General features: G+C 57.1%; 26 protein-coding genes and 1 pseudogene. 16 read left to right on the top strand and 11 right to left on the bottom strand.

Going from position 1 to position 23,996, the window contains the following annotated elements:
• Positions 1-118 precede the first annotated feature (118 nt).
• On the top strand, positions 119-1,018 hold the full coding sequence (eamA, locus tag LPQ25_RS13520) for an O-acetylserine/cysteine exporter (RefSeq protein ID WP_014907634.1): 900 nt from the start codon (positions 119-121) through the stop codon (positions 1,016-1,018).
• 48 nt (positions 1,019-1,066) lie between these two features.
• On the opposite strand, the gene marB is transcribed toward eamA, so the two are convergent.
• From marB to marR, 3 genes are read right to left on the bottom strand one after another with little or no spacing between them, the layout of a single operon-like run.
• On the bottom strand, positions 1,067-1,285 hold the full coding sequence (gene marB / locus LPQ25_RS13515; RefSeq protein WP_002904394.1) for a multiple antibiotic resistance protein MarB: 219 nt from the start codon (positions 1,283-1,285) through the stop codon (positions 1,067-1,069).
• 40 nt (positions 1,286-1,325) lie between these two features.
• A complete protein-coding gene (gene marA / locus LPQ25_RS13510; protein WP_002904397.1) occupies positions 1,326-1,700 on the bottom strand; it encodes an MDR efflux pump AcrAB transcriptional activator MarA in 375 nt (124 codons plus the stop codon).
• A 20-nt stretch (positions 1,701-1,720) separates the two neighbouring features.
• The gene (marR, locus tag LPQ25_RS13505; protein WP_004143563.1) at positions 1,721-2,155 is read right to left on the bottom strand and encodes a multiple antibiotic resistance transcriptional regulator MarR; all 435 of its coding nucleotides are present in this window, start codon (positions 2,153-2,155) and stop codon (positions 1,721-1,723) included.
• Positions 2,156-2,244: 89 nt separating this feature from the next.
• Here marR and LPQ25_RS13500 point away from each other — a divergent pair, with 89 nt between their 5' ends.
• Both LPQ25_RS13500 and LPQ25_RS13495 read left to right on the top strand, forming a co-directional pair.
• Complete coding sequence (locus LPQ25_RS13500) at positions 2,245-2,373, top strand: hypothetical protein (RefSeq protein WP_004217987.1); 129 nt, start codon at positions 2,245-2,247, stop codon at positions 2,371-2,373.
• Positions 2,374-2,416: 43 nt separating this feature from the next.
• Positions 2,417-3,085, top strand: coding sequence for a MarC family NAAT transporter (locus LPQ25_RS13495; RefSeq protein WP_002904403.1), 669 nt, complete (start codon positions 2,417-2,419; stop codon positions 3,083-3,085).
• 68 nt (positions 3,086-3,153) lie between these two features.
• Here the strand turns inward: LPQ25_RS13495 and LPQ25_RS13490 are convergent, their stop codons facing one another.
• The gene (locus LPQ25_RS13490) at positions 3,154-4,353 is read right to left on the bottom strand and encodes a sugar transporter (protein ID WP_226340346.1); all 1,200 of its coding nucleotides are present in this window, start codon (positions 4,351-4,353) and stop codon (positions 3,154-3,156) included.
• Between the two features lie 201 nt (positions 4,354-4,554).
• Between LPQ25_RS13490 and LPQ25_RS13485 the strand changes: the two genes are divergently transcribed.
• Positions 4,555-5,349: a PhzF family phenazine biosynthesis protein gene (locus LPQ25_RS13485; protein ID WP_014907633.1), complete on the top strand. Its 795-nt coding sequence runs from the start codon at positions 4,555-4,557 to the stop codon at positions 5,347-5,349.
• Positions 5,350-5,394: 45 nt separating this feature from the next.
• On the opposite strand, the gene LPQ25_RS13480 is transcribed toward LPQ25_RS13485, so the two are convergent.
• From LPQ25_RS13480 to LPQ25_RS13465, 4 genes are all read right to left on the bottom strand, one after another.
• Complete coding sequence (locus LPQ25_RS13480; RefSeq protein ID WP_014907632.1) at positions 5,395-6,714, bottom strand: MFS transporter; 1,320 nt, start codon at positions 6,712-6,714, stop codon at positions 5,395-5,397.
• Between the two features lie 63 nt (positions 6,715-6,777).
• Positions 6,778-7,728 carry a phosphoglycerate dehydrogenase gene (locus LPQ25_RS13475; protein ID WP_014907631.1) on the bottom strand — a complete coding sequence of 317 codons (951 nt, stop codon included), beginning with the start codon at positions 7,726-7,728 and terminating at the stop codon, positions 6,778-6,780.
• Positions 7,729-7,813: 85 nt separating this feature from the next.
• Positions 7,814-8,698 carry a dihydrodipicolinate synthase family protein gene (locus tag LPQ25_RS13470; RefSeq protein WP_014907630.1) on the bottom strand — a complete coding sequence of 295 codons (885 nt, stop codon included), beginning with the start codon at positions 8,696-8,698 and terminating at the stop codon, positions 7,814-7,816.
• Between the two features lie 14 nt (positions 8,699-8,712).
• Entirely contained in the window at positions 8,713-9,861 is a 1,149-nt protein-coding gene (locus LPQ25_RS13465) for an iron-containing alcohol dehydrogenase (RefSeq protein WP_004190212.1), read from the bottom strand.
• Positions 9,862-10,035: 174 nt separating this feature from the next.
• Here LPQ25_RS13465 and dtnK point away from each other — a divergent pair, with 174 nt between their 5' ends.
• The 3 genes from dtnK to LPQ25_RS13450 are packed head-to-tail and all read left to right on the top strand — an operon-like array spanning position 10,036 to position 13,013.
• On the top strand, positions 10,036-11,271 hold the full coding sequence (gene dtnK, locus LPQ25_RS13460; RefSeq protein WP_014907629.1) for a D-threonate kinase: 1,236 nt from the start codon (positions 10,036-10,038) through the stop codon (positions 11,269-11,271).
• Positions 11,264-12,250 carry a D-threonate 4-phosphate dehydrogenase gene (locus LPQ25_RS13455; protein ID WP_004151623.1) on the top strand — a complete coding sequence of 329 codons (987 nt, stop codon included), beginning with the start codon at positions 11,264-11,266 and terminating at the stop codon, positions 12,248-12,250. The genes dtnK and LPQ25_RS13455 overlap by 8 nt, the downstream gene beginning before the upstream one ends.
• A 1-nt stretch (position 12,251) precedes the next feature.
• The gene (locus tag LPQ25_RS13450) at positions 12,252-13,013 is read left to right on the top strand and encodes a DeoR/GlpR family DNA-binding transcription regulator (RefSeq protein ID WP_002904489.1); all 762 of its coding nucleotides are present in this window, start codon (positions 12,252-12,254) and stop codon (positions 13,011-13,013) included.
• 14 nt (positions 13,014-13,027) lie between these two features.
• Here the strand turns inward: LPQ25_RS13450 and LPQ25_RS13445 are convergent, their stop codons facing one another.
• On the bottom strand, positions 13,028-13,972 hold the full coding sequence (locus tag LPQ25_RS13445) for an L-lactate dehydrogenase (RefSeq protein ID WP_014907627.1): 945 nt from the start codon (positions 13,970-13,972) through the stop codon (positions 13,028-13,030).
• A 144-nt stretch (positions 13,973-14,116) separates the two neighbouring features.
• Here LPQ25_RS13445 and LPQ25_RS13440 point away from each other — a divergent pair, with 144 nt between their 5' ends.
• Positions 14,117-14,599 (top strand): GNAT family N-acetyltransferase, encoded by a 483-nt coding sequence (locus tag LPQ25_RS13440; RefSeq protein ID WP_002904493.1) that lies wholly within the window; start codon positions 14,117-14,119, stop codon positions 14,597-14,599.
• On the opposite strand, the gene ptrR is transcribed toward LPQ25_RS13440, so the two are convergent.
• On the bottom strand, positions 14,553-15,431 hold the full coding sequence (gene ptrR, locus LPQ25_RS13435; RefSeq protein ID WP_002904495.1) for a putrescine utilization regulator PtrR: 879 nt from the start codon (positions 15,429-15,431) through the stop codon (positions 14,553-14,555). The genes LPQ25_RS13440 and ptrR overlap by 47 nt on opposite strands.
• Positions 15,432-15,532: 101 nt before the next feature.
• Between ptrR and sad the strand changes: the two genes are divergently transcribed.
• From sad to LPQ25_RS13400, 7 genes are all read left to right on the top strand, one after another.
• The gene (sad, locus tag LPQ25_RS13430) at positions 15,533-16,921 is read left to right on the top strand and encodes a succinate-semialdehyde dehydrogenase (protein ID WP_004179780.1); all 1,389 of its coding nucleotides are present in this window, start codon (positions 15,533-15,535) and stop codon (positions 16,919-16,921) included.
• Between the two features lie 104 nt (positions 16,922-17,025).
• Positions 17,026-17,928 (top strand): glutaminase B, encoded by a 903-nt coding sequence (glsB, locus tag LPQ25_RS13425; protein WP_227629068.1) that lies wholly within the window; start codon positions 17,026-17,028, stop codon positions 17,926-17,928.
• Positions 17,928-18,296, top strand: a complete 369-nt coding sequence (locus LPQ25_RS13420; protein WP_002904598.1) for a DUF4186 domain-containing protein — start codon at positions 17,928-17,930, stop codon at positions 18,294-18,296. Before glsB ends, LPQ25_RS13420 begins: the two co-directional genes overlap by 1 nt.
• Positions 18,297-18,410: 114 nt before the next feature.
• Complete coding sequence (locus LPQ25_RS13415) at positions 18,411-19,835, top strand: GGDEF domain-containing protein (RefSeq protein ID WP_004148352.1); 1,425 nt, start codon at positions 18,411-18,413, stop codon at positions 19,833-19,835.
• Positions 19,836-19,912: 77 nt separating this feature from the next.
• Entirely contained in the window at positions 19,913-20,443 is a 531-nt protein-coding gene (locus tag LPQ25_RS13410; RefSeq protein WP_002904601.1) for a GNAT family N-acetyltransferase, read from the top strand.
• Positions 20,444-20,556: 113 nt separating this feature from the next.
• Positions 20,557-22,008 carry a tagaturonate reductase gene (locus LPQ25_RS13405; RefSeq protein WP_004176226.1) on the top strand — a complete coding sequence of 484 codons (1,452 nt, stop codon included), beginning with the start codon at positions 20,557-20,559 and terminating at the stop codon, positions 22,006-22,008.
• Between the two features lie 253 nt (positions 22,009-22,261).
• The gene (locus LPQ25_RS13400; RefSeq protein ID WP_014907624.1) at positions 22,262-22,708 is read left to right on the top strand and encodes a GNAT family N-acetyltransferase; all 447 of its coding nucleotides are present in this window, start codon (positions 22,262-22,264) and stop codon (positions 22,706-22,708) included.
• 210 nt (positions 22,709-22,918) lie between these two features.
• Here LPQ25_RS13400 and LPQ25_RS13395 read toward each other — a convergent pair.
• A pseudogene (locus tag LPQ25_RS13395) lies at positions 22,919-23,104 on the bottom strand (tautomerase family protein); the annotation flags it as partial.
• A gap of 173 nt (positions 23,105-23,277) precedes the next feature.
• Here LPQ25_RS13395 and LPQ25_RS13390 point away from each other — a divergent pair.
• Positions 23,278-23,994: a hypothetical protein gene (locus LPQ25_RS13390; RefSeq protein ID WP_014907623.1), complete on the top strand. Its 717-nt coding sequence runs from the start codon at positions 23,278-23,280 to the stop codon at positions 23,992-23,994.
• Positions 23,995-23,996: the final 2 nt, after the last annotated feature.

Here is a 23,996-nt window from a genome sequence, read left to right as displayed (position 1 = left end):
CATCGCGGTCGACGGGCGCACTTCCGGGCCTGCCAAAAATAATGATCTATCCCGGCGGCCGCTTTTTCGCTACTTTGATTTTGTTCACAAAAATTCCAATAACGACAGAGGCAGGGGTATGACGAGGAAAGATGGACTACTGGCGCTGCTGGTAGTGGTGGTGTGGGGGCTTAACTTTGTGGTGATTAAGCTGGGGTTGCACAATATGCCGCCGCTGATGCTGGCGGGGCTGCGCTTTATGCTGGTCGCCTTCCCGGCGCTGCTGTTTGTCGCCCGGCCAGCTATTCCGCTGCGCCTGCTGCTGGGCTATGGCCTGACCATAAGTTTCGGTCAGTTCGCCTTTCTGTTCTGCGCTATCGGCCTGGGTATGCCGGCCGGGCTGGCCTCCCTTGTGCTGCAGGCGCAAGCCTTCTTCACCATCATCCTTGGCGCCTTCGTCTTTGGCGAACGTCTGCAGGTCAAGCAGCTGGCGGGGATCGCCCTGGCGATCTTTGGCGTGTTGGTGCTGGTGGAGGGCAGCCTTGGCGGGGAGCATGTGCCGCTGGTGGGCTTTATGCTGACCCTCGCGGCGGCGCTCAGCTGGGCCTGCGGCAATATTTTCAACAAGAAAATCATGTCCCAGGCGAGCCGGCCGCCAATCATGTCGCTGGTGGTCTGGAGCGCGCTGATCCCGGTGCTGCCGTTTATGCTGGCCTCATTGTTGATCGATGGCCCGCAGACCATGCTGGCGAGTCTGCAACACATCGATCTGCTAACGATACTGTCGCTGCTTTATCTGGCGTTTATCGCCACTATCGTCGGCTATGGCATCTGGGGATCGCTGCTGGGGCGGTATGAAACCTGGCGGGTGGCGCCGCTGTCGCTGCTGGTGCCGGTGGTGGGAATGGCCAGCGCTGCGCTGCTGCTCGGGGAGACGCTGAGCGGACTGCAGCTCACCGGGGCGGTGCTGATTATGGCCGGGCTCTACATTAATATCTTTGGCTTACGTTTGGTGCGGCCTGGCATGGCGCGCGGATAAAAAAAAGCCCCGGAGACGGGGCTATACACAATTATGCGTGTAATGGCATCACAGGTCGTGCTGCTGATAGTACGGCACGCCAAGTTCGTCAGATTTATCATTACCAGCCGCCATATGATTGAAATCAAACGGCGAATCATTATGTTCGGAAGGGATAATCATTGTATCACGCTGGTTTTGACGCACCGGCGTGGTGTTTTGCTCCGCATAGCTGAGGCTGGAGGCCAGCGACAAGAGTACGATAGCTGCGGCAGCGAATAGTTTCATGATTTCCTCAATACGTCTTTTATAGTGCAGGCGATTAACATCAGTTATTTAGCGGATGTAGATAGCGGGATTCGCCAGGTACATTCGTTATGCGATACTTGTGGGGCGGAACATCGAAATAGTTCTTGAACGTTCGCGTCAGGGTCTGCTGCGACTCGAAACCATAGCGTTCCGCCAGGTACAGGATTGGCTCATTGCTCTGCTTGAGCTTCTGCGCAATCTCCGTCAGCTTGCGGCTGCGGATGTACTGGCCGAGGGAATGGCCGGTCTCTTTCTTAAACATACGTTGCAGGTGCCACTTAGAGTAACCGGAGCGCTCAGACACTTTTTCCAGCGACAGGGGCGATTCCAGGTTATCCTCGATCCACGACAAAATACTATGGATAGTGATGGCGTCATTATTACGTCTGGACATCATCTTACCTCTTCTTATTTTTACGGCAGGACCTTCTTGAGCAGTTGCTCAAGCATGGCGACTTCGTCCGCCGACAGATTTTTCGTTAACTCCTGGTGTAACTTCTGACCCACAACCTGATGACACTGCTCGCAAAGGGCTGCGCCGTCCGGCGTCAACTGCACCAGCACGCCGCGCTTGTCAGCGGGGTTGGGTAACCGTTCAATCCAGCCTTTGCACGCCAGGCGGTCGAGCATGCGCGTCATCGCGCCCGGGTCGACGGAAAGCACGGTTTTCAGCTCAACGGGGGTAATACATACTTCGCAACGAATGGAGCAGAGCACGCGAAACTGGGTCGCGGTAATATCCATAGGTGAGAGGTAGTCATTGAGCAGGCGATCTTTTTTCTGGTTAACCATCTGGATCAAGCGGCCCAGCGGGATCATTTCATTAAACAGGTCGCTGGTACTTTTCATAATGGTTGCCCAGGCAAGTAATTAGTTGCAAGTGATACTATTGCCCAGGCAATCATAAGTCAACATTATGAATTGGCCGATGCCACGATTTGCTAAAATGGAAAAGTACGATGTGGGTCACTCTTTATGATTTTTCTAACGCTTGTTATTTTTTTGCAGAAGTGATTTATCAGCAGGCTGGCGTCAAATTTGTTGAAGCCGATATACTCACGGAATGAAACCATTCTTAAAAAATGAATATTAACGGGACTTTAATTAACTATGTTCGATTTGTTTAAAGCAATAGGGCTCGGCCTGGCGGTGCTTTTACCGCTGGCGAATCCACTCACAACCGTGGCGCTGTTCCTTGGCCTGGCCGGTAATATGAACAACGCCGAGCGTAATAAACAGGCGTTAATGGCATCGGTGTATGTCTTCGCCATCCTGATGGTGTCGTGGTATGCCGGTCAGGTGGTGATGAATACATTCGGCATATCAATACCTGGGCTGCGTATCGCCGGCGGATTGATTGTGGCCTTTATCGGTTTCCGCATGCTGTTTCCCCAGCAAAAAGCCCACGATTCGATGGAAGCGAAGATCAAATCGGAAGAACTGCAGGATGAACCGACCGCCAATATCGCCTTTGTGCCGCTGGCGATGCCAAGCACCGCCGGTCCGGGCACCATCGCGATGATTATTAGCTCCGCCTCGACCGTTAAGCACGGCGTGGACTTCCCGGAGTGGGTGGTGCTGGCGGCGCCGCCGATCATCTTTTTGCTGTTAGGGGTGATTCTGTGGGCTTGTCTGCGCAGTTCCGGCGCGATTATGCGTCTGGTTGGCAAAGGCGGCATCGAGGCCATCTCGCGACTGATGGGCTTTCTGCTGGTCTGCATGGGCGTGCAGTTTATTATTAACGGCGTGCTGGAGATCATTTCGACCTGGCATCCCTGACCGCCCGCGATGCGCAGAGAAAAAAAGCCCGCCGGCGCGATACCGGCGGGCTTTTTTGTGCGACGGAATCAGGAGTGGTGCGGCTGATGGTCTTCCAGCGATACCGGCCAGCGACGGAATATCATCAGCGACCAGACCAGCGCGACCAGCGCCGGAATGGCGCCGACGTAGCCGACGGAGGCCATGGAAAGATGCAGACTCACCTGGCTGCCGACCAGCGCCCCGGCGCCTATGCCGATATTAAAGATGCCCGAGAACAGAGACATGGCGACGTCGGTGGCATCCGGAGCGGAGGCCAGCACTTTCACCTGCATGCCGAGACCGATAATCATGATCGCCACCCCCCAGAAGATGCTGAGCAGCATCAGGTGCTGCGGGTTATGCGAGGCCGGCAGCAGCAGCAGCAGGCAGGCGAGCAGCAGGGCAATCGCCAGGCTTATCAGCCCCGACGCGTGCTGGTTACCGAGCTTACCGAACAGAATGCTGCCGATAATACCGGCCCCGCCAAGGATCAGCAGCAGTACGGTGGCAAAGTTGCCGCTCAGGTCCGCTACCGTCTGGACAAAGGGCTCGATATAGCTGTAGGCGGTATAATGAGCGGTCACCACCACCACGGTCAGAATGTACACGCTGACCAGCGCCGGGCGGCGGAACAGCACCGGCAGGCTTTTCAGCGAGCCAGAATGTTCGCTCGGCAGGGTCGGCAGCAGTTTTACGAGGCAGGCCAGGGTGGCTAACGCGCCGAGGCCGATCGCCAGGAAGGTCATCCGCCAGCCAAAGTACTGGCCGATAATGCGCCCGATCGGAATACCAAACACCATCGCCAGCGCGGTACCGGTGGCGATCAGGCTCAGCGCCTGCGCCCGTTTGCCCGGCGGGGCCATGCGGATGGCCAGTGCCGACGTTATCGACCAGAAAACCGCATGCGCAAAGGCGATGCCAATGCGGCTAATCACCAGCACGTCAAAATTCCAGGCAAAAAACGACAGGACGTGGCTGGCGATAAACAGAATAAACAGGCCGATAAGCAGGCGCCGGCGCTCCACTTTGCTGGTTAGCAGCATAAACGGCAGCGACATTAACGCCACCACCCATGCGTAGATGGTCAGCATCATGCCCACCTGGGCGGTTTCCATGCCGAAGCTGTCGGCAATATCCGACAACAGACCGACCGGGGCAAACTCTGTGGTGTTAAAAATAAACGCGGCGATGGCCAACGTCACGACACGTAGCCACGCTACCTTGCGTGAGACCGTATTCGTAGTCATAAGCTCTGGACTGGTGATTCAGGGAAAGATGTGACGCTGATCTTAAAACGATTGTTGGCGAAAAGACAATCATTTTGTGATCTGCGTCTCATTTCATCGCAAGGGGCTGGCCGCGGTTAAGCGATTAATTTTGCTATGGATAGTGTCAAGGGGGCGCTTTTATGTCATGTTGAAGGAAAGTAAAAAAAGTAAGGACAGGGTATGCAGGAAATTCAATTTTATCTGGTCGATGCTTTCAGCGATAAAAACTTTGGCGGCAATGCCGCGGCCGTCTGCCCGCTCAGCGAGTGGTTAGCCGACGATGTGCTCCTGAAAATGGCCCAGCAGCATAATCAATCCGAAACGGCTTTCTTTGTCCGTACCGACGAGGGCTATGAGCTGCGCTGGTTTACCACACTCGCTGAGATCAATCTCTGCGGCCACGCGACCCTCGCCGCTGCGCACGTTATTTTCGAATATCTCGACCATCCTTCGGCGACGATTCTCTTTAGCACCCGTTTTGTTGGTGAGCTGCGGGTCACCCGTAATGGCGACTGGCTGACGCTCGATTTCCCGGCGTGGTCGACCTCCCCGGTGGAAAACCCGCCGGCGGATCTGCTGACCGGGTTGGGACTCGAGGCCGCCGTTGAAGTTCGGGAAGGACGCGATTATCTGGTGGTGCTGGCGGATCGCCAGCAGGTTGAAGCGGTGCGACCGGATATGGCGCGGCTGCGAACGCTTGGCAAAATGATCTGCGCCAGCGCGCCGGATGAAGAGTATGACTTTGTCAGCCGCTTCTTCTGCCCGGGAGAAGGGGTGCCGGAAGATCCGGTCACCGGCTCCGCCCATAGCATGCTGATCCCCTGGTGGGGCGAAAAGCTGGGGAAAACCACCATGATGGCGCGCCAGGTCTCCGCTCGCGGCGGCGACCTGCGCTGCCAGTGGCAGGGCGACCGTGTGCTGATTAGCGGCCAGGCCACCACCTATATGCGCGGAACGGTTTACCTGCGAGGTTAACAATGTGTTTACGCCCGGTGGCGTCCTCTACCGGGCGGATTGGACTTAATGTTGTTCTGCGGCATTAAGGACGGGTGATTTTCCACCTTTGTCATTGATAGGTTCAATTTTACCCATCAGGAACAGGTAGTTGATTATCCCGATAACGACAAGAATGGCCGAGAAAATCAGTGCCCAGTTGAATGAGCCTGTCGCAGCAACGATCGCACCCGTAATGATCGGACCGACTGCGCCTCCCATATTCGAAACCGTATTTTGCAGCCCAGCGACAATTGAGACGCTATTTTTGGGTGCAACATCACCCGGTAAGGCCCAAACCTGCGATGCGGCGACCGTCGTGCCTGATTTCGCGACACACAAGAGAAAGACGGTCATAAACACAGAGTCGGTAAATGGTGCAAAGCCGATACAAAGTGCCATAAGCAAGCCGATAGTCAAAAACAGTTTACGGGTGGCCGTAAGAGACAGTACTTTCTTATGTACCAGACGATCCGAGGCCCAGCCAGCAAAAACTTCAATAACCATCCCGCATAATAAAGGCAGAGCGGCTACCATTCCCATTTTAATAAAATCCATACCTTTTTCTTTTACCAGGTAAGTAGGAAGCCAGGTAATAAAAAAATAGGAGGTATAATTGATGGTAAAAAAGCCGATGCACATTGCCCAAATGTTACGATAACGCAAGAGCTTATACCATTTCATGGGCAATACAGTTTTGTCGCCGTGATGTTGTTTTTGGCCATCGCGAATAATACGCACTTCTGAAGGACTGATGCGTTTGTGTTCTTCCGGGTTTTCAGCATAGATAAAATACCAGGCGATAACCCATAAAATGCCCACACTGCCGATAATCAAAAAGGTCAGTCGCCAGTCAAAGGTGTAGATCATCCAGACGATAAGCGGCATGGCAATCGCCCCGCCAAATTTTGACGCACTATCGAAGAGTCCGGATACGGTGGCACGTTCTTTATCCGGAAACCAGCGTGCGGTGATCCCAGCGTTGCTGGGGTAGGCGGCGGCCTCGCCAACACCTAAAGCCAGACGCAGTGCCAGAAGTGATTTAAAACCCGTGGCAACACCCATCATCGAGGTGGCAATTGACCACCAGGCGACGGCTAAACCAAGACCTTTTTTCTGACCAAAACGATCGGCGAACCATCCGGCGGGGATCTGTAATAACGAGTATGACCAAAAAAAAGCCGCCATGATAAACCCCATCATTTCGGGGTCGAGTTTCAGTTCATCGATTAAATGTGGGGCTGCGGCAGATAATACTGTCCGGTCGATATAGTTGATGGCAATAGCCAACCACATTAACCCGGCTATCCACCAGCGAATACGAGTAGTGTTAGCTGTCGTGTTCATATATTCGGCTCTAAGTAGATGTTCGTTATATTGGTGGGAATGGCATGCTTCCCACCTCGTTATTTACAGCGAATTCATAATGTTTTCAGGTCGTTCACCACGACAGACGCAGGTAATAATATTGTTGACGCAGCGCGCGCTAATATTGCTAATTGCGCCATCCGTATATCCAGCAATATGAGATGTTGGCGCAAAATTCGCCAGGGTAAATAAAGGGTGCGTAGCGCAAGGTTCCTCGAGAAAAACGTCAGCTGCGGCTCCGGCGAGGTGTCCTGATTTTAGTGCTTCATACAACGCTTGTTCATCAACAATACCGCCTCTGGAAACATTGATCAGGAATGCCCCTGATTTCATCTGCTGTAGCCGGGCGGCATTAAACATATTTTCAGTTTCCGGGGTTAAAGGGGTATGCAGGCTAATAAAATCACTTTGCGCCGTCAGGGTATCCAGTGAGACATATTCAATCTGGTGTTGTTGTGCAAATTCTCTGTCTGGCCAGGCGTCGGTGGCGAGCACTCGCATATTGAATCCGCGCGCACGTCGCGCCACTTCCTTACCGATATGGCCTAAACCGACGATCCCCAGGGTTTTGCCATACACATCAGTGGCAAAAATACGAGGCCAGTTGCCTGCTTTCGTTTCACTGATTGCCTGACAAATCTGGCGGGCAGTATTGAGAATTAAGCCAAAAGCAAAATCGGCCACCGCATGCTTGTTGGCATCAGGAACGTTAGTGACAAAAATTTTGCGCTGACGTGTAGCGTTAAGATCGATGTTATCCACACCAACGCCGTGTTTGCAGACAATTTTTAACCTCGGGGCCTTTGCCAGCAGCGATTCATTGATGTCGGTGAAGGCGACAATCATCGCTATGGCATCAGGCAGATGCTGAGCCAGCATCTCTATAGAGGCATCGGCAGGCAACATGACCAGTTCAAGATCGGCCTCTTTCAGTGCCGAAATGGGCGCATCGTCGTATTTGGCGAATGAGGGCGAGGTGCAAATTACTTTCATAACCGTTTCCTGTTTACTGGCGACAATGAGCGTCGCAAATACAAGACCTTGCCCCAGCCAGTGATGGCCGGGGCGGATACGTAAATTAGTGAAGGTAGGTGTTAATGATATTTTTAATCTGCTGCAGCTGGTGGTCACTAAACTGCACCGCGTAGCGGCTGTCGCCCACCTCGTGACCCATTAGCTGCAGGGCTTTCTTCACCGCCGCAGGCGAGAACGCCACTTTATACAGATCGGTGCGCAGGCCCGTTACCTGCTCCTGGGCCTGGCGCGATCCGGCGATATCCCCGGCGTGAAAGCGCGACCAGATGGCGTTAATTTCAGCGGGGGCGACGTTGGCAAGCCCCGAGATGCAGGCCGAGCAGCCGTCGACAAATCCCTGATGGATAAGCGAGTCCGGCCCGTTCAGAACGTCGAAACCGTCGATATCGCGCACCGCGTCGAGAAAGCCTTTCAGGCTGTCGTAGCTGCCGGCGCTATCCTTAATGCCGACTATATTCTCGTGGCGGGCCAGCTGGCGCGCGGTCTCCGGGGCAATAGTGTTCCCGGTGCGGGCGGGAATATTGTAAAGAAAGAGCGGGACGCTCAGCGCGTCGGCGATCGCCGTATAGTGGTTAATCAGCTCTTCCTGCTTCAAGGGCACGAACCACGGGGTAATGGCCGATACCGCGTCAACTCCGAGGCGGGCGATCTGCTGGCCCAGCCGGCGCGTCTCCCGGGTGGAAACCTCCCCAATATGGGCCACCACCGGCGCGCGACCGGCCGCCTCTTCCACGCAGGTTCTGGCGATGGCGATCTTCTCTTCCTCATTGAGGACAAAAAACTCGCCGTTGGTGCCGCCGCAGAAAATACCGTTGCCTGCGGCGAGCTGGCGCTGCACCTGCTGGCGTAGCGCCGGCAGGTTAAGCGCTCCCTCGGCGGTAAAGGGAGTGACAATGGCGGTGAGTACGCCGCTAATAGCTTTCCTCATTTAACTTTCTCCTGTTAGGCATGTTCTGGATACAGCGTTTGGTAGATGGCCGCGATCTCTTCGCGGCTGACGCTGCATGGGGCATTGTTCATCAGGCGTTTGACGTTTTGCGCCGCTGCGCTGAGGGCGGAAATACTCTCCTGAGGCACGCCTAGCGCGGCCAGGTTGTCCGGCAGCGGCAGTCGTTTGACCAGCGCCGCCAGCCATGCGACCAGCGCATGGGATTTCTCTTCCGCGCTGAGCGTGCGATCTGCATCGGGGATCAGGTCCCAGACTTGAGCGAACTTCGCCACCGCGTGAGGGCGGACCACCCGCATGCAGGGCGCCAGTAGAATGGCGTTGGCCACCCCGTGCGGCAGGTGCCAGGTACCGCCAAGCGGATAGGAGAGCGCATGCACCAGGTGAGTGCCGGAATAGTTGATCGCTGCGCCGCCGTACCACGAGGCCCAGAGCATCTCCAGCTTCGCCGTCAGATCCTGCGGCTGATTTACCGAACGCTCGATATGGCGTACCAGCTTGTGTAAACCGATTAACGCCGCGTTATCGCTCACCGGGTTGGCGACGGTGGAGGTAAAGCACTCCAGCAGATGACACAGAGCATCGATTCCGGTCGACGCCGCGATGCTGGGCGGCATGCTGGTGGTCAGCTCCGGCAGCAGGGCGACATAGTCCGGAAGCAGCACCGGGGAGATGATCCCCACCTTCGTCTGCTGCTCGGGGATCGCCAGAATGGCGTTCGGCGTCGCTTCGGATCCGGTGCCCGCGGTGGCCGGGATTAACAATGAGCAAATTCGTCGTTGCGGCTGCTCGCCTGCCAGCAGGGACGTCAGCGAGGGCGCCTCAGGGTGCAGAAGTACTGACAGCAGTTTTGCTACATCCAGTACGCTCCCCCCGCCGATACCAACGACCATCTGCGGCTGGCTGGCGCCCAGCTGGCTGACGATCTGCGTAACATCGTGATGGTTGGGCTCCGCTGGCACGCTGTCAATGACCTCAACTTCACGCCCTTCAGCCGCCAGCAGGCGATGAATCGCCTGGGTTGCCTCCAGCGCCCCGACGTTCTTGTCGGTCACCAGCAGGATTGAGGTTTTACCGGCCAGCAGCGGGAGCAGGGCCGATGAGGCGCCAGCCCCGCTGATGATTGTGCTGTGTATCGTCGCCACGCGTTTCTCCTTGGTAGTAATTGATTGAATTCAATCATTCATAAATCTTGCCACTCGTCTGATGGGGAAAAGTTATAATTTATACGGCAGCTTAATAACTTGAGCTTGCTCACATTTAATCAAATATGATTGAATATAATCAATTTAAGATTTTATCGACTACAAGGCAGGACAATGAACGACGGCAATAACAGAGTGCTAGTGCTGGCGGATGACTTTACCGGGGCCAATGACGCCGGGGTCAGCCTGGCGGAGGCGGGTATGTCGGTGGAAGTGGCCTTCACCGCCGGACAGCCATCAACCGCCCGGGCATTAATTCTCAACAGCGACAGCAGGGCGATGACCGCCGCCGCGGCGGCGGACAAGGTCGCCGCTCTGCTGCGCGGCGCGGCGACATTCGTCCCGCACTGGCAGGTAAAGAAGATCGACTCCACGCTGCGCGGTAATCCCGGCGGCGAACTGGAGGCAATGATGGCGGCGCAAGGCTGCCGGATGGCGGTGGTGGCCCCGGCTTATCCGGCAGCCGGGCGGCATACCCGGGACGGGCGCTGCTATGTGCATGGCGTGCCCCTCGATCAGACCGAATTTGCCAGCGATCCGAAAACGCCGGTGAGCCGGGCGGAGATTAGCGAAATTATCGCTATGCAGAGCCGTCTTCCCTGTCTGACCCTGAACGCTGGCCAGCTTCCGGCGGCATTAGCGACGGCGGGCGAGGAAAAGCGAGTGTTGATTGTCGACGCCTGGGAAGACAGCCATCTGGACCAGGTGATCGACGCCGTTGCGCCCCATGCGCGGGAGACCCTGCTGGTCGGCTCGGCGGGTCTCTGCGAGGCGCTGGCTCGCCGCCTGCGCCGCAGCGAGCAGGGCCCGCTGCTGGCGGTGGTCGGTTCGATGAGCGAGATGGCGCAGCGTCAGGTTGCTGCGCTGCAGGTCCATTCCCGAGTACGGGTGATTGAAATTGATGTCGAACAGGCCTTTAGCGGATCGCCAAAGGAGGAAGCTTCACGGATCGCCGGGGCGCTGCGCGAGGGCCAGCACTGCGTGGTGACCACCCGCCCGAATCACGCCGTCCGGCAAGGGATTGAAGCCCGGTGCCGTGAACGCGGCCTCAGCCGCGCCGCCTACGGGGAGCACATCTGCGCCTGGCTTGCCGACGTCACGGCGCAGGCGGTGGCGCAGTCTTCCCCTGGCGCGCTGTATCTTTCCGGCGGCGATGTGGCCATCGCCGTCGCGCACGCGCTCGGCGCCACAGGGTTTCAGATCCGCGGCCGGGTGGCGGAGTGCGTTCCATACGGGCATTTTCTCGGCGGCCGCTGGTCGCGGCCGGTGATGACCAAAGCCGGAGGATTCGGCACCGACACCACGCTGTTACATGTTGTGAATTTTATTGAGGAGAAACTGAGTGTCTAAGATGATTGCAGTGACAATGGGCGACCCGGCAGGGATTGGTCCGGAGATTATTATCAAATCCCTCGCCGAGGGGGCGCTGAGCGGCGCGCCGGTGGTGGTGGTGGGCTGCGCGCAGACGCTGCGGCGGATCCTGGCGCTAAATATCACACCGCGGGCGGAGCTGCGCATTATTGACCATCCCGCCGAGGCGAGTTTTTCCCCAGCGACTATCAACGTCATTGATGAACCACTCAGCGACCCGCAGGGGCTGCGCCCTGGCGAAGTCCAGGCCCAGGCAGGGGATCTCGCGTTTCGCTGCATCAGGCGGGCGACCGCGCTGGCGCTGGAGGGCGCGGTCGCGGCCATCGCTACCGCGCCGCTGAATAAAGAGGCGCTGCATCTCGCCGGGCACGCTTATCCCGGCCATACCGAACTGCTGGCCCACCTGACGCAGACTACCGATTACGCCATGGTGCTCTATACCGAGAAGCTTAAGGTTATCCATATCACTACCCATATTTCCTTGCGCCAGTTCCTCGATACCCTCAACCAGCCGCGGATTGAGACGGTGATTGGCGTGGCGGATCGCTTTCTGCGCCGCGTCGGCTATCCACGTCCGCGCATCGCGGTCGCCGGCGTTAACCCGCACGCCGGGGAGAACGGCCTGTTTGGCGATGAAGAGATCCGTATCGTCGCCCCGGCGGTCGCCGCCATGCGGGCGAAGGGAGTGGAGGTGACCGGCCCCTGTCCGCCGGACACGGTGTTTATGCAGTGTCACGAAGGCATGTACGACATGGTGGTGGCGATGTATCACGACCAGGGGCATATTCCGCTGAAGCTGCTGGGATTCTATGACGGGGTGAATATTACCGCCGGGCTGCCGTTTATCCGTACCTCCGCGGATCATGGCACTGCGTTTGATATTGCCTGGACAGGTAAAGCGAAGTCTGAGAGCATGGCAACCTCCATTGAGCTCGCCATGCACATCGCGCAGGAATAACATGAAGGGATATAACCGGTTAGAGCAGATTATGGACTTCCTGAAAAGCCATAATCTGGTGACAGTCGACCAGCTGGTGGCGGCGACCAACGCCTCGCCGGCCACCATTCGCCGCGACCTGATCAAACTCGATCAGGAAGGGGTGATCAGCCGAACGCACGGCGGGGTGACGCTGAACCGGTTTATTCCTTCCCAGCCGACGACGCTGGAGAAAGCCCAGCGCAGTCCGCTTGAGAAGCAGGCTATCGCCAGTGCGGCGGCAGCGCTGGTGAAAGCCGGCGACGCCATTGTGCTTGACGCCGGCACCACCATGATTGAGCTGGCGCGGCAGATCACCCATCTGCCGCTGCGGGTGATCACCAGCGATTTACATATCGCGCTGTTCCTATCGGAATTTAAGCAGATCGAAGTGACGATTATCGGCGGGCGCATCGATGACAGCAGCCAGTCGTGCATCGGCGATCACGGCCGCCGCCTGCTGCAGACCATCTGGCCCGATCTCGCCTTCGTCAGCTGCAACGGCTGGGACCTTGAGAAGGGGATCACCGCCCCGACGGAGGAAAAGGCCGCCCTGAAGCGCGATCTGATGGCCAATGCCCGGCGGCGTATCCTGCTGGCGGACAGCTCCAAATACGGCGCCTGGTCACTGTTCAACATCGCTCCGCTGGCGTCGTTGACCGATATCGTCACCGACGCCCACCTGCCGGATAAAACCCGCGAGGCGCTGGAGACCCTTTCCCCGCAGCTGATCATTGCCGACTGACTCGCAGGCTGCCGTCAGGGCAGACGGGCGATATTGGCCTTGATCACCGCGATCGACTGGCTGAACTTCGCCTGCTCTTCGCCGGCCAGCTGCAGTTCAATGATCTGCTTCACGCCACCCTGGGCCAGCACCGCCGGCACCCCAGCCGCCGCGCCGCTGACCCCGTACTCGCCGTCAAGAATGCAGGAGACCGCCAGCGCGCGGTGGCTGCCGGTGAAGATATTGCGGCAGATCTCGGCGATGGTCCCTGCCACGCCATATTCGGTGCAGCCTTTACCCGCGTAGATCTCAAATCCCAGCTTGCGCACTTTGTCAGCCATCGCCTCGCGAGCGAGCGGCAGGCCGGTGCGCTGCTGGTAGAGGTCGGCGATTGGCGTGCCATATACCGAGGAGTGCGACCACACCGGAAACTGGGTATCGCCATGCTCGCCGAGGATAAAGGCGTCGATGCTCTGGGCGCCAATCTCCAGTTCCTGCGCCAGCAGGCGACGCAGGCGGGTGGTATCCAGCCAGACGCCGGTGCCCAGCACCTGGCTGCGCGGCAGGCCGGAAAGCTGCCATACCTGCCAGGTGATGATGTCGCAGGGGTTGGTGGCCACCAGAAAGATGCCCTTAAATCCGTTGGCCATCATCGTCGGCACAATGCTCTTCACAATCTTCGCGGTGGAGGTCAGTTCATCCAGCCGGCTCTGGCCGGGGCGCAGCGCGCCGCCGGAGACGGTGATCACCGCGATATCGACATCGGCGCAGTCGCTGGCCTCGCGGGTGGAGATGGTCATCATCCCCGGCAGGTAGGCCGCGGCGTCGCTCAGGTCCTGAGCGTGGGCCTCAGCGCGCTGTTGGTTAAGGTCGACGAGGATCAGCTCCTCGCAAATGCTCTGGTTGAGCAGGGCGTAGGCCGCCGACGCGCCGACATTGCCGGCGCCAATAATCATCACTTTACGGGCTTTGGTGTGCATATTCAGATCTCAAGTACGAACAGCAGGGGATAAAATTACTGTGTTTCAGTTGGTTAGCGCAATAGGCGGGCGGCAATATAAGTTAATGCTATGTCGGGAAAAGCCGCCGGCCGCGCTACAGTGGGGTAAAAAAGGAGCTCACCTATGTACACCATCACCGACATCGCCCCTACCGACGCCGAATTTATCGCCCTGATTGCCGCCCTCGACGCCTGGCAGGAGACCCTCTACCCGGCGGAGAGCAACCACCTGCTGGACCTTAGCCAGCTGCCGCCGCAGACGGTCATCGCCCTGGCGATCCGCAGCCCGCAGGGCGAGGCCGTTGGCTGCGGGGCTATTGTTCTCAGTGAGGAAGGCTTTGGCGAGATGAAGCGGGTCTATATCGATCCCCAGCACCGCGGCCAGCAGCTGGGAGAAAAGCTGCTGGCGGCGCTGGAAGCGAAAGCGCGTCAGCGCGACTGCCATACCCTGCGCCTGGAGACCGGTATCCATCAGCATGCGGCCATCGCCCTCTACACGCGCAACGGCTACCAGACCCGCTGCGCGTTTGCGCCGTATCAACCCGATCCGCTCAGCGTGTTTATGGAGAAACCACTGTTTGCCGATCTTCGTTCAGCAGCGCTATAAACGCCTCCAGCTGGCGGGTTTTGGCGCCCCGGCGCCACACCAGCCAGGTGGTGAGCCAGCGCCACTCTTCGGCCAGCGGCCAGGCGGAAACCTGCTGATGGCCGGGCATACTCTCCAGCATGCTGCGCGGGATCAACGCCAGGCCGGCGCCGGCGATGACGCAGGCCAGCATCCCGTGGTAAGACTCCATCTCGTGGATCCTGCCCGGGGTCGCTCTGTCGGCATGAAACCAGCTCTCAAAATGCCGGCGATAGGAACAGTTGGCGCGAAAGGCGTAGACGTTGGCCCCGTTCACTTCGCTGGCGCGGGTGATGGGTGCGTGGCCGTAGGGGGCGACGATCATCATCTCTTCAGGGAACACCGGCAGCCCCTCCAGGCCCGGATGCACCAGCGGGCCGTCGACAAACGCGGCGCTCAGGGCGCCTTCCAGCACGCCGTCGATCATCGTCCCGGAAGGGCCGGTTGAGAGCGCCAGATGAATTTTCGGGTAGCGCTGATTAAAGTGGGCCAGAGTGCTGGGGATCCGTACCGCCGCGGTGCTCTCCAGCGAACCAAGAGAAAACAGCCCCTGGGGTTCGTCGCCCGCCACCACCATTCGCGCCTCGTCCACCAGGGCGAGGATCTGCTGGCTATAGCGCAAAAAGCTGTGTCCCGCAGGCGACAGGCGCAGGCGCTGGTTCTCGCGGATAAACAGCTCAACGCCGAGGTCGGCCTCCAGCTGGCGGATGCGGGTGGTGAGGTTGGACGGCACGCGATGCACTTTCTGCGCCGCCTGGGTAATGCTGCCGGTGCTGGCGACAGCGTTAAACATCTCTAGCTGAGTCAGGTCCATGATATTCTTCTTTTGTGAATGCGTTGCTTAATATTATTCATTTTCAATGAATGGAAAGGTAAGCCAGAATACGGACACTTCGCAAGCAACGAGAGAGAATAATGATGAATTTATCTGCAACGCACGCCGTCTCCGTCAATCCGACTACCGGTGAGGTGGTCTCCTCGCTGCCGTGGGCCAGCGAACGCGAGGTCGACGCGGCCATCGCGCTCGCCGCGGCGGGCTATCGCCAGTGGCGTCAGACGCCGCTTGCCGACCGCGCCGATGCCCTGCGCCGCATCGGGGCCGCGCTGCGCGCCCGCGGTGAAGAGGTGGCCCAGATGATCACCCTTGAGATGGGCAAGCCGATCGCTCAGGCGCGTGGTGAGGTGGCGAAATCGGCCAACCTCTGCGACTGGTACGCTGAACACGGCCCGGCGATGCTGGCGACGGAAGCTACCCTGGTGGAAAATAACCAGGCGGTAATTGAGTATCGTCCACTGGGCGCCATACTGGCGGTGATGCCGTGGAACTTCCCGGTCTGGCAGGTGATGCGCGGCGCGGTGCCGATCCTGCTGGCCGGCAACAGCTATCTGCTGAAGCATGCCCCGAACGTGATGGGCAGCGCCCGTCTGCTGGGCGAAATTTTTGCCGCCGCCGGCCTGCCGGATGGTGTATTTGGTTGGGTGAACGCCACTAATGACGGCGTTTCGCAGATTATCAATGACGACCGCATCGCGGCGGTGACCGTCACCGGCAGCGTCCGCGCCGGGAAGGCGATTGGCGCCCAGGCGGGCGCGGCGCTGAAGAAATGCGTGCTTGAGCTGGGGGGATCCGATCCCTTTATCGTGCTCAACGATGCCGATCTCGATGAAGCGGTAAAAGCCGCCGTCACCGGCCGCTATCAGAACAGTGGCCAGGTGTGTGCGGCGTCGAAACGCTTTATCCTCGAAGCCGGCATTGCCGAGGCCTTCACCCGCAAATTTGTCGACGCCGTGGCAGCGCTGAAGATGGGCGACCCGCGCGATGAGCAAAACTACGTCGGACCGATGGCGCGGTTCGATTTACGCGATGAACTGCACCAGCAGGTAACGGCGACCCTTGATGAAGGAGCGACTCTGCTGCTGGGCGCGGAAAAAATCGAAGGGGCGGGCAACTACTATGCGCCAACGGTGCTGGGCAACGTCACCGCCGGGATGACCGGCTTTCGTCAGGAGCTGTTTGGTCCGGTAGCAACCCTGACCACCGCTCGCGACGCTGACCATGCACTGGCCCTCGCCAACGACAGCGAGTTTGGCCTGTCCGCCACGGTCTATACCACCGACGAGGCGCAGGCCCAGCGCTTTGCCCGCGAGCTGGAGTGCGGCGGCGTCTTCCTCAATGGCTACTGCGCCAGCGACGCCCGCGTGGCCTTCGGCGGCGTGAAGAAGAGCGGTTTTGGCCGCGAGCTGTCGCATTTTGGCCTGCACGAGTTCTGTAATGCGCAGACCGTCTGGAAAGACCGTCGCTAATCAACGTTAGCCCCTGACGACCGTCGTCCACGTCTGCTATACTCGCCCACCGAATTTTGATGGTGGGCAAGGAGCCGCGTGTGGCGACGGTTATCAATAATGCAATGCTGGAAGCCATTCTGGCAGAAATCAGGCCGCTGATTGGCCGCGGAAAAGTGGCGGATTATATTCCGGCGCTGGCCAGCGTCAGCGGCGACAAGCTTGGTATCGCGATCAGTACGGTGGACGGTCAGCACTTTGCCGCTGGCGATGCCCATGAACGTTTTTCCATCCAGTCAATCTCCAAGGTATTGAGCCTGGTGGTGGCCATGAACCACTATCAGGAGGAGGAGATCTGGCAGCGGGTGGGGAAAGATCCTTCCGGCCAGCCCTTTAACTCGCTTCTGCAGCTGGAGATCGAGCAGGGCAAACCGCGCAACCCGTTTATCAACGCCGGGGCACTGGTGGTCTGCGACATGCTGCAGAGCCGGCTCAGCGCCCCGCGTCAGCGGATGCTGGAGATTGTCCGCCGTCTGAGCGGCGTGGCCGATATCGCCTACGATCCGGTGGTGGCTCGCTCAGAGTTTGAGCATTCGGCGCGCAACGCCGCCATCGCCTGGCTGATGAAATCCTTTGGTAACTTCCATAACGACGTCGCCACCGTGCTGCAGAACTATTTCCACTACTGTTCGCTGGAGATGAGCTGCGTTGAGCTGGCGCGAACCTTTCTGTTTCTCGCCGACCGCGGCATTGCCCCGCATCTCGACGCGCCGGTTATTGCGCCCATCCAGTCCAGCCAGGTGAATGCCCTGATGATGACCAGCGGCATGTACCAGAACGCCGGTGAATTCGCCTGGCGCGTTGGCCTGCCGGCGAAATCGGGCGTCGGCGGCGGGATCGTGGCGATTGTCCCGCAGGAGATGGCGATCGCCGTGTGGAGCCCGGAGCTTGACGACGCCGGGAACTCGCTGGCCGGCGTGGCGATGCTGGAAAAACTAACTCAGCGGATGGGGAGGTCGGTGTTCTGATGGTCGATCAGGATCGCTTGTTTGCGCGCCTGGCGCGCTCGACGTTTCGCTCACGCTTCCGTCTGGGGGGGAAAGAGCGGCAATATTGTCTCGATAAGGGACCGGAGGTCATTGATCGGCATGCCGCAGACTTTATTCGCCAGCGGCTGGCGCCCGCTGCGCCGATCAATGATGGCAAGCAGACGCCGATGCGCGGTCACCCGGTGTTTATCGCCCAGCACGCGACCGCTACCTGCTGTCGCGGTTGCCTGGAAAAATGGCATGCCATTCCCCACGGCCGCGCGCTGAGCGAGCCGGAGCAGGACTATATCGTGCAGGTCATCCACCGCTGGCTGGTGCTACAAATGAATGCGCCGTCTGTGCGCTAATTTGCATTTGATCGGCGCCGGAGTATGCCTGATAAATATTCTCATGTTATGATAATCCGCTAACTAACTATTAACATAATAATTTCCTGAAACAATTAGACGGATAATTACTGAATGTCTTCACTGTCGATTCGGTCATTTACGCTGTTTCGTGAAGAACAACCCGTGCGCGATGCATTGGTCTTATTTACGTTAACGCTACTGCTGCATTTTCTTGGCGCTATGCTGCGTCTGGTGCAGGAGCTCTCTTTCTTCTGGCCGCTCAATGCAGTGATGGCCGGGATTTTTGCACGCTATGTATGGCTTAACCGCAGCTATTTTTATGCCGTCTGTTTTGCGGCAATGCTGGTCTATGACGGATTAACCTCGCGCTGGGGAATGGGCTTTGCCTCATTGCTGATTAACTTTTCCAATATTGTCTTTATTGTGACGCTGGCGCAGCTGGTGCTGTGGGATAAACGTCGCGCCGACTCCATGCCGGGCCCGATAAACGCGCTTAATTTATTCTGTTTCTGCCTGTTAGCCGCCTTACTGTGCGCAGCGGTCGGCGCGCTGGGGTCGGTGGATGTTGAACGCGCCACCTTCGTTCCCCAGCTGGCGGACTGGTTTAGCGAACAGTTCTCAACGGCGGTATTAATCCTGCCCTTTATTCTGACCCTGACGCTGCCTTCGGCATTAAGCGGTTTTCGCTTTCGCCAGCTGCTGCCGGTGCTGGCGCTGGTCCTGTCAATTGCGCTTGGCGTGGCGGTAGGCGGCGCGGGCAGCATTACCTTCCCGTTACCGGCTTTGATCTGGTGCGCTGTACGCTATCCGCTGCCGCTGACCTGTCTGCTGACTTTTCTCACTGGCATCGGCGAAATACTGCTGGTCGCTAATTCGTTAATTCACTTTTCGCCAGATGCGCGAATGCAGCCGTGGCAGCTGTTCTCCACCCGCCTCGGAATTGCCGCCATGCTGATTAGCCCGGTGATTGTCGCATCCAGTGTCGAAGCGATTAACACGCTGGTGAAGCAGCTGGCCCTGCGCGCCGATTTTGACTTTCAGACCCGCGTCTATTCCCGTTCCGGACTGAGCGAAGCGTTGAAGCGTCAGACGCTGCCGGCGGATAAGCTGCTGACGGTGATGGTGCTGGATATCGATGGCTTCAAACGGGTGAATGATGCTCTGGGCCATGAAGGCGGCGATTGCGTGCTGACCCAGTTTGCCCAGCAGGTTCGACAGCTGGTGGGTGAGCAGGGGATGGTGGCCCGTATCGGCGGCGAAGAGTTTGCGGTGGCCGCCGTCGTCGACAGCGCCCAGCAGGGCTATTTGCTGGCGGAAAAGATCCGTCACGGGGTGGAGTCGCAGCCTTTCGGCCTGGGCCAGAACCCGATCCACCTGACCATCAGTCTGGGACTGGAGACGCGCGAGGTAGGCCACGCCCGCATCACCGAGCTGTTTAACCAGCTGCTGTTGGCGGCGGACGATGAGATGGTGAAAGCCAAACAGAGCGGTCGTAACCAAATTTGTATGCCGACGCTGACCGAAAGCGCGCCATAAGAAAATCCTATCGGGATCCTGCTTGTGCTAATTTTTGGTTAAAAACATAGTGATGTGGTCGATAACAGGGAGCTTTTATGACCACATCCTTTTCACTGCGCACGCTCTCGCGTGACGATATTCTCCATCACCTCCCGGCATTAAGCGAGATCCTGGCAAGCTGCGTCAACGGCGGCGCCTCGGTGAGCTTTATGCTGCCTTTTGCGCCGCAAACGGCGATAACGTTCTGGCAACGCACTGCCGACAGCGTGGCGGCCGGGGAGCGCATTGTGCTGGCCGCCTTCGACGCGGAGGAACGTCCCGTTGGCACCGTGCAACTTATCACCAGTCAACCGGAAAACCAGCCCCATCGAGCGGATGTCGCCAAATTATTGGTTCACCAAAATGTCCGCCGCCAGGGGATCGCCCAGGCATTGATGAGCGAGCTGGAGCGCATTGCCCGGCGGGAAAGGAAGACGGTGCTGGTGCTGGACACGGCGACCGGCAGCGGGGCGGAACAGTTCTATGCCCGCTGCGGCTGGGAAAAAGTGGGGGAAATTCCGCGCTATGCGCTGATGCCCGACGGCGAAATGACTGCCACCTCACTATTCTATAAGTTTCTGCCCTGACGGCCGCTATTGCAGATTGCTTTGATCAAAACAGGGTTTCACTGGTAGCAAAACCTGATAACTTATTGGACCAATTACTCAGGTTGTATGACTACTATTAGAGGGAACCCATTGTGAAAACTTTAAACCGTCGTGATTTCCCCGGCGCGCAGTACCCTGACCGTATCATCCAGTTTGGGGAAGGTAACTTCCTGCGCGCATTCGTTGACTGGCAGATCGACCTGCTCAACGAGCATACCGACCTGAATGCGGGCATCGTGGTCGTGCGGCCTATCGCCACAGATTTTCCGCCTTCGCTGAACACCCAGGATGGCCTGTACACGACTATTATTCGCGGCCTGAACGAGCAGGGCGAAGCGGTCAGCGATGCGCGTCTTATCCGCTCGGTCAACCGGGAGATCAGCGCTTACGCAGACTTCGACGCTTTTTTACGCCTGGCGCATAACCCGGAGATGCGGTTTGTCTTCTCCAACACCACCGAGGCGGGCATCAGCTACCATGCCGGGGATCGGTTTGACGACGCGCCGCCGGTCAGTTATCCGGCGAAACTGACCCGTCTGTTGTTTGAGCGTTATCAGCATTTCGCCGGTGCGGCCGACAAGGGATGGGTGATTATTCCCTGCGAGCTGATCGATTATAACGGCGAGGCGCTGCAGGCGCTGGTGCTGCGCTATGCTAGCGAATGGGAACTGCCGCAGGCATTTATCACCTGGCTGACCTCAGCGAATACCTTCTGTTCGACGCTGGTGGATCGCATTGTGACCGGCTATCCGCGTGATGAAGTGGAGGCTCTCGAGGCGCAGACCGGCTATAAAGATGCTTTCCTTGATACCGCTGAGCATTTCTACCTGTTCGTTATCCAGGGACCTGCCTCGCTGGAGGCCGAGCTGCGTCTCGATAAACTGCCGCTGAATGTGCGCATTGTGGACGATATCAAGCCGTATAAAGAACGCAAAGTGGCGATCCTTAACGGGGCGCACACCGCGCTGGTGCCGGTGGCCTTCCAGGCCGGGATCGACACCGTGGGTGAGGCGATGAACGATGCGGAGATTTGCGCGTTTGTCGAAAAAGCGATTTATGACGAAATTATTCCGGTGCTGGATCTGCCGCGCGATGAGCTGGTGTCATTCGCCAGCGCCGTGACAGGGCGCTTCCGTAATCCCTATATTAAACATCAGCTGCTCTCGATTGCGCTCAACGGCATGACCAAGTACCGCACCCGTATTCTGCCGCAGCTGCTGGCGGGGCAGAAAGCGCATGGCGCGCTGCCGCCGCGTCTGACCTTTGCCCTGGCGGCGCTGATCGCCTTTTACCGGGGAGAGCGGGATGGTGAGAGCTATCCAGTACAGGATGACGCCGACTGGATATCGCGCTATCAAACGCTGTGGGCCCGCCATCGCGATGGCCAGATGAGCACTCGCGAGCTGGTCACCGCCGTGCTCAGCGTGGCGGATCACTGGCAGCAGGATCTGAGCCAGATCCCGGGATTGGTGGAGCTGGTGACTGCCGACCTTGACGCTATCCTGACCTGCGGTATGCGCGACGCCGTCAAACCTCTTTGCTGATAGTCCATCTATACACCCGGCTGCGGCCGGGTTGTGCAGGATTTTTATTAGTTACAACATACTATTATACTAACCTGTAACAGCCGGTCAGTGGCTCCTCTGCATACGGCTTTTTAGTGCCAAATCGTTCCGAACAGCAGGAGAATTATGGCCGAAGCGCTTGAACAAATATCTGCGCAGGAAAATAATGACCTCAACTCATATCTCCTGCCAATATTCGCAGGCTAATGCATTCATCTGTAAGGAAACTCTCATGGTCATCGATATCCGGGAAGTACGGCCCCACGACAAAGCCGAATGGCTTCAGCTTTGGCAAGGCTACACTCGTTTTTACGGTAGCCCGCAGCCGGAAGAGGTGACCGAATGCACCTGGCAGCGGATGCTGGATGTAAACTCGTCTGTATTGGGTAGAGTCGCGGTGGTGGATGATGCGGTGGTCGGCTTCGCTATCTGTGTTCTTCATGAGGGAACCTGGGTTACCACGCCGATCTGCTATCTGGAGGATCTGTTTGTCGATCCCGCCTTCCGTGGACAGGGTATTGCCAGAACCATGATTAAGTCGCTGCAAAGCGAAGGGGCGGACAAAGGCTGGTCGCGGCTGTACTGGCATACGCGCCGTGATAATCCCGCCCGTCATCTGTATGATGAGTTTACCCCAGCTGACGATTACGTACGCTACAGGATCACGCTTGGGTCCTGAAGCGGTAAGAGGTTGTTAAGCTTTTCCCGCTATAACAGGGGAAACAGGCTCAGGAGAAGCAACGATGGAAAAACGTCTTGAAACAGTGGTCAATGTGATTATGTTTCTTTCGCTATTGGCAACGGCCTGGGATCTCTCGCTGGTGCATCATCTCGCGTGGTAGTACATTATATCATCTGAAACGCGGCGCCTCTTGCGGCGCCGCCTGTCTCATTCATCCGCCATCTTCCCTGGGCTAAAACTCCAGTCCTCCAGTTGGTTAAACTGGATAACCACCATCACGTCCTGCGGGCTGACCGCCATCTCATCGTCTAACCGCGCGCAGAGCCGACGATAGAGTCCCTGTTTCTGCGCCCGGCTGCGCGGTTTTCCAGCGAAAATATGAAATAATACGAAGTAATAGCTAACCGAGATATTTTAAGCCGGGCAGGGGGCGAGGGAATATAAACAAAAGAGTAGAGTCAATATTACTATCAAGGCCATCGTTTTATAAGTATATTGAAAGGCCAGATGAACATAAGAAATATGTGCCGGAACAATGAATGATCTAATAAAGGAAGGATCTAATTATGTATTATAGGAATTTCATCATTACCTCAATCGAGGCGGAGCGTATTCTGGCCATGAAATTTGATGAAGCATTTGCTGGAGTAAAAAAGAATGTTATTGATACACTGAATCAAATGGGAAATGGTATAACCCGTGCTTCGTATTATACTTCCTGCTTAATGGATAATTATCAGGGTGTTTGTTCTAAGTTAAAGCAAGAGGACACAAGATTTATTGCAGGGCTGGCGCAGTTAGTTAAAAGCCGTGATATCATTTTCCAAATGATTAAAATATATATAGAAACCAACTTTCAAAATAAAAAAGAAGAAAAAGCTCAATATATTCTCAAGAAGCTTGTCGGCGCGGGAGTTTACATATCATCTTCAGGATTAACTAATCGTATTTTAATAATGGCAGTAGCAACCATGATTTGCCAGGCTTCCAGGTTTAATACTGTTGTATATGGGCGTATCAACAGGGCAAGGTCATTAGTCCTTAAAGGGAGTGTAACTGCTACCGCAGTGGTATTAAACGTGTATGGATTGATTCAGGATGCCGCTAATAGCGCTGACAATTTGAAAATGCATAATTCATTTTATTACAATGCGTTATACGCTAACCATCTGGAGATGATGTACTTTCTCATCGAACCTGTCATCACAGGCGTTCCTTATTTAAATCCGATGATTATTTCTGATGATGAACTTGCTGAATTACTTATTAAATTAATGAGGTGAAT

Source organism: Klebsiella sp. KPN54798, assembly GCF_021184225.1.
Taxonomy (GTDB): domain Bacteria; phylum Pseudomonadota; class Gammaproteobacteria; order Enterobacterales; family Enterobacteriaceae; genus Klebsiella; species Klebsiella pneumoniae.
The sequence above is the reverse complement of the archived record's forward strand: the minus strand, read 5'-3'. Positions and strand labels throughout refer to the sequence as shown.

What these genes read in the sequence shown, in the direction of transcription:
- LPQ25_RS13410 (WP_002904601.1), top strand. Translation starts at nt 19,913, where the DNA reads ATGACCACATCCTTTTCACTGCGCACGCTCTCGCGTGACGATATTCTC.
- LPQ25_RS13445 (WP_014907627.1), bottom strand. Translation starts at nt 13,972, where the DNA reads ATGCACACCAAAGCCCGTAAAGTGATGATTATTGGCGCCGGCAATGTC.
- LPQ25_RS13415 (WP_004148352.1), top strand. Translation starts at nt 18,411, where the DNA reads ATGTCTTCACTGTCGATTCGGTCATTTACGCTGTTTCGTGAAGAACAA.
- LPQ25_RS13480 (WP_014907632.1), bottom strand. Translation starts at nt 6,714, where the DNA reads ATGAACACGACAGCTAACACTACTCGTATTCGCTGGTGGATAGCCGGG.
- ptrR (WP_002904495.1), bottom strand. Translation starts at nt 15,431, where the DNA reads ATGGACCTGACTCAGCTAGAGATGTTTAACGCTGTCGCCAGCACCGGC.
- dtnK (WP_014907629.1), top strand. Translation starts at nt 10,036, where the DNA reads ATGAACGACGGCAATAACAGAGTGCTAGTGCTGGCGGATGACTTTACC.
- marA (WP_002904397.1), bottom strand. Translation starts at nt 1,700, where the DNA reads ATGTCCAGACGTAATAATGACGCCATCACTATCCATAGTATTTTGTCG.
- sad (WP_004179780.1), top strand. Translation starts at nt 15,533, where the DNA reads ATGATGAATTTATCTGCAACGCACGCCGTCTCCGTCAATCCGACTACC.
- LPQ25_RS13440 (WP_002904493.1), top strand. Translation starts at nt 14,117, where the DNA reads ATGTACACCATCACCGACATCGCCCCTACCGACGCCGAATTTATCGCC.
- marR (WP_004143563.1), bottom strand. Translation starts at nt 2,155, where the DNA reads ATGAAAAGTACCAGCGACCTGTTTAATGAAATGATCCCGCTGGGCCGC.
- glsB (WP_227629068.1), top strand. Translation starts at nt 17,026, where the DNA reads ATGCTGGAAGCCATTCTGGCAGAAATCAGGCCGCTGATTGGCCGCGGA.
- LPQ25_RS13475 (WP_014907631.1), bottom strand. Translation starts at nt 7,728, where the DNA reads ATGAAAGTAATTTGCACCTCGCCCTCATTCGCCAAATACGACGATGCG.
- LPQ25_RS13420 (WP_002904598.1), top strand. Translation starts at nt 17,928, where the DNA reads ATGGTCGATCAGGATCGCTTGTTTGCGCGCCTGGCGCGCTCGACGTTT.
- LPQ25_RS13450 (WP_002904489.1), top strand. Translation starts at nt 12,252, where the DNA reads ATGAAGGGATATAACCGGTTAGAGCAGATTATGGACTTCCTGAAAAGC.
- LPQ25_RS13400 (WP_014907624.1), top strand. Translation starts at nt 22,262, where the DNA reads ATGGTCATCGATATCCGGGAAGTACGGCCCCACGACAAAGCCGAATGG.
- LPQ25_RS13495 (WP_002904403.1), top strand. Translation starts at nt 2,417, where the DNA reads ATGTTCGATTTGTTTAAAGCAATAGGGCTCGGCCTGGCGGTGCTTTTA.
- LPQ25_RS13485 (WP_014907633.1), top strand. Translation starts at nt 4,555, where the DNA reads ATGCAGGAAATTCAATTTTATCTGGTCGATGCTTTCAGCGATAAAAAC.
- LPQ25_RS13470 (WP_014907630.1), bottom strand. Translation starts at nt 8,698, where the DNA reads ATGAGGAAAGCTATTAGCGGCGTACTCACCGCCATTGTCACTCCCTTT.
- LPQ25_RS13390 (WP_014907623.1), top strand. Translation starts at nt 23,278, where the DNA reads ATGTATTATAGGAATTTCATCATTACCTCAATCGAGGCGGAGCGTATT.
- LPQ25_RS13490 (WP_226340346.1), bottom strand. Translation starts at nt 4,353, where the DNA reads ATGACTACGAATACGGTCTCACGCAAGGTAGCGTGGCTACGTGTCGTG.
- eamA (WP_014907634.1), top strand. Translation starts at nt 119, where the DNA reads ATGACGAGGAAAGATGGACTACTGGCGCTGCTGGTAGTGGTGGTGTGG.
- marB (WP_002904394.1), bottom strand. Translation starts at nt 1,285, where the DNA reads ATGAAACTATTCGCTGCCGCAGCTATCGTACTCTTGTCGCTGGCCTCC.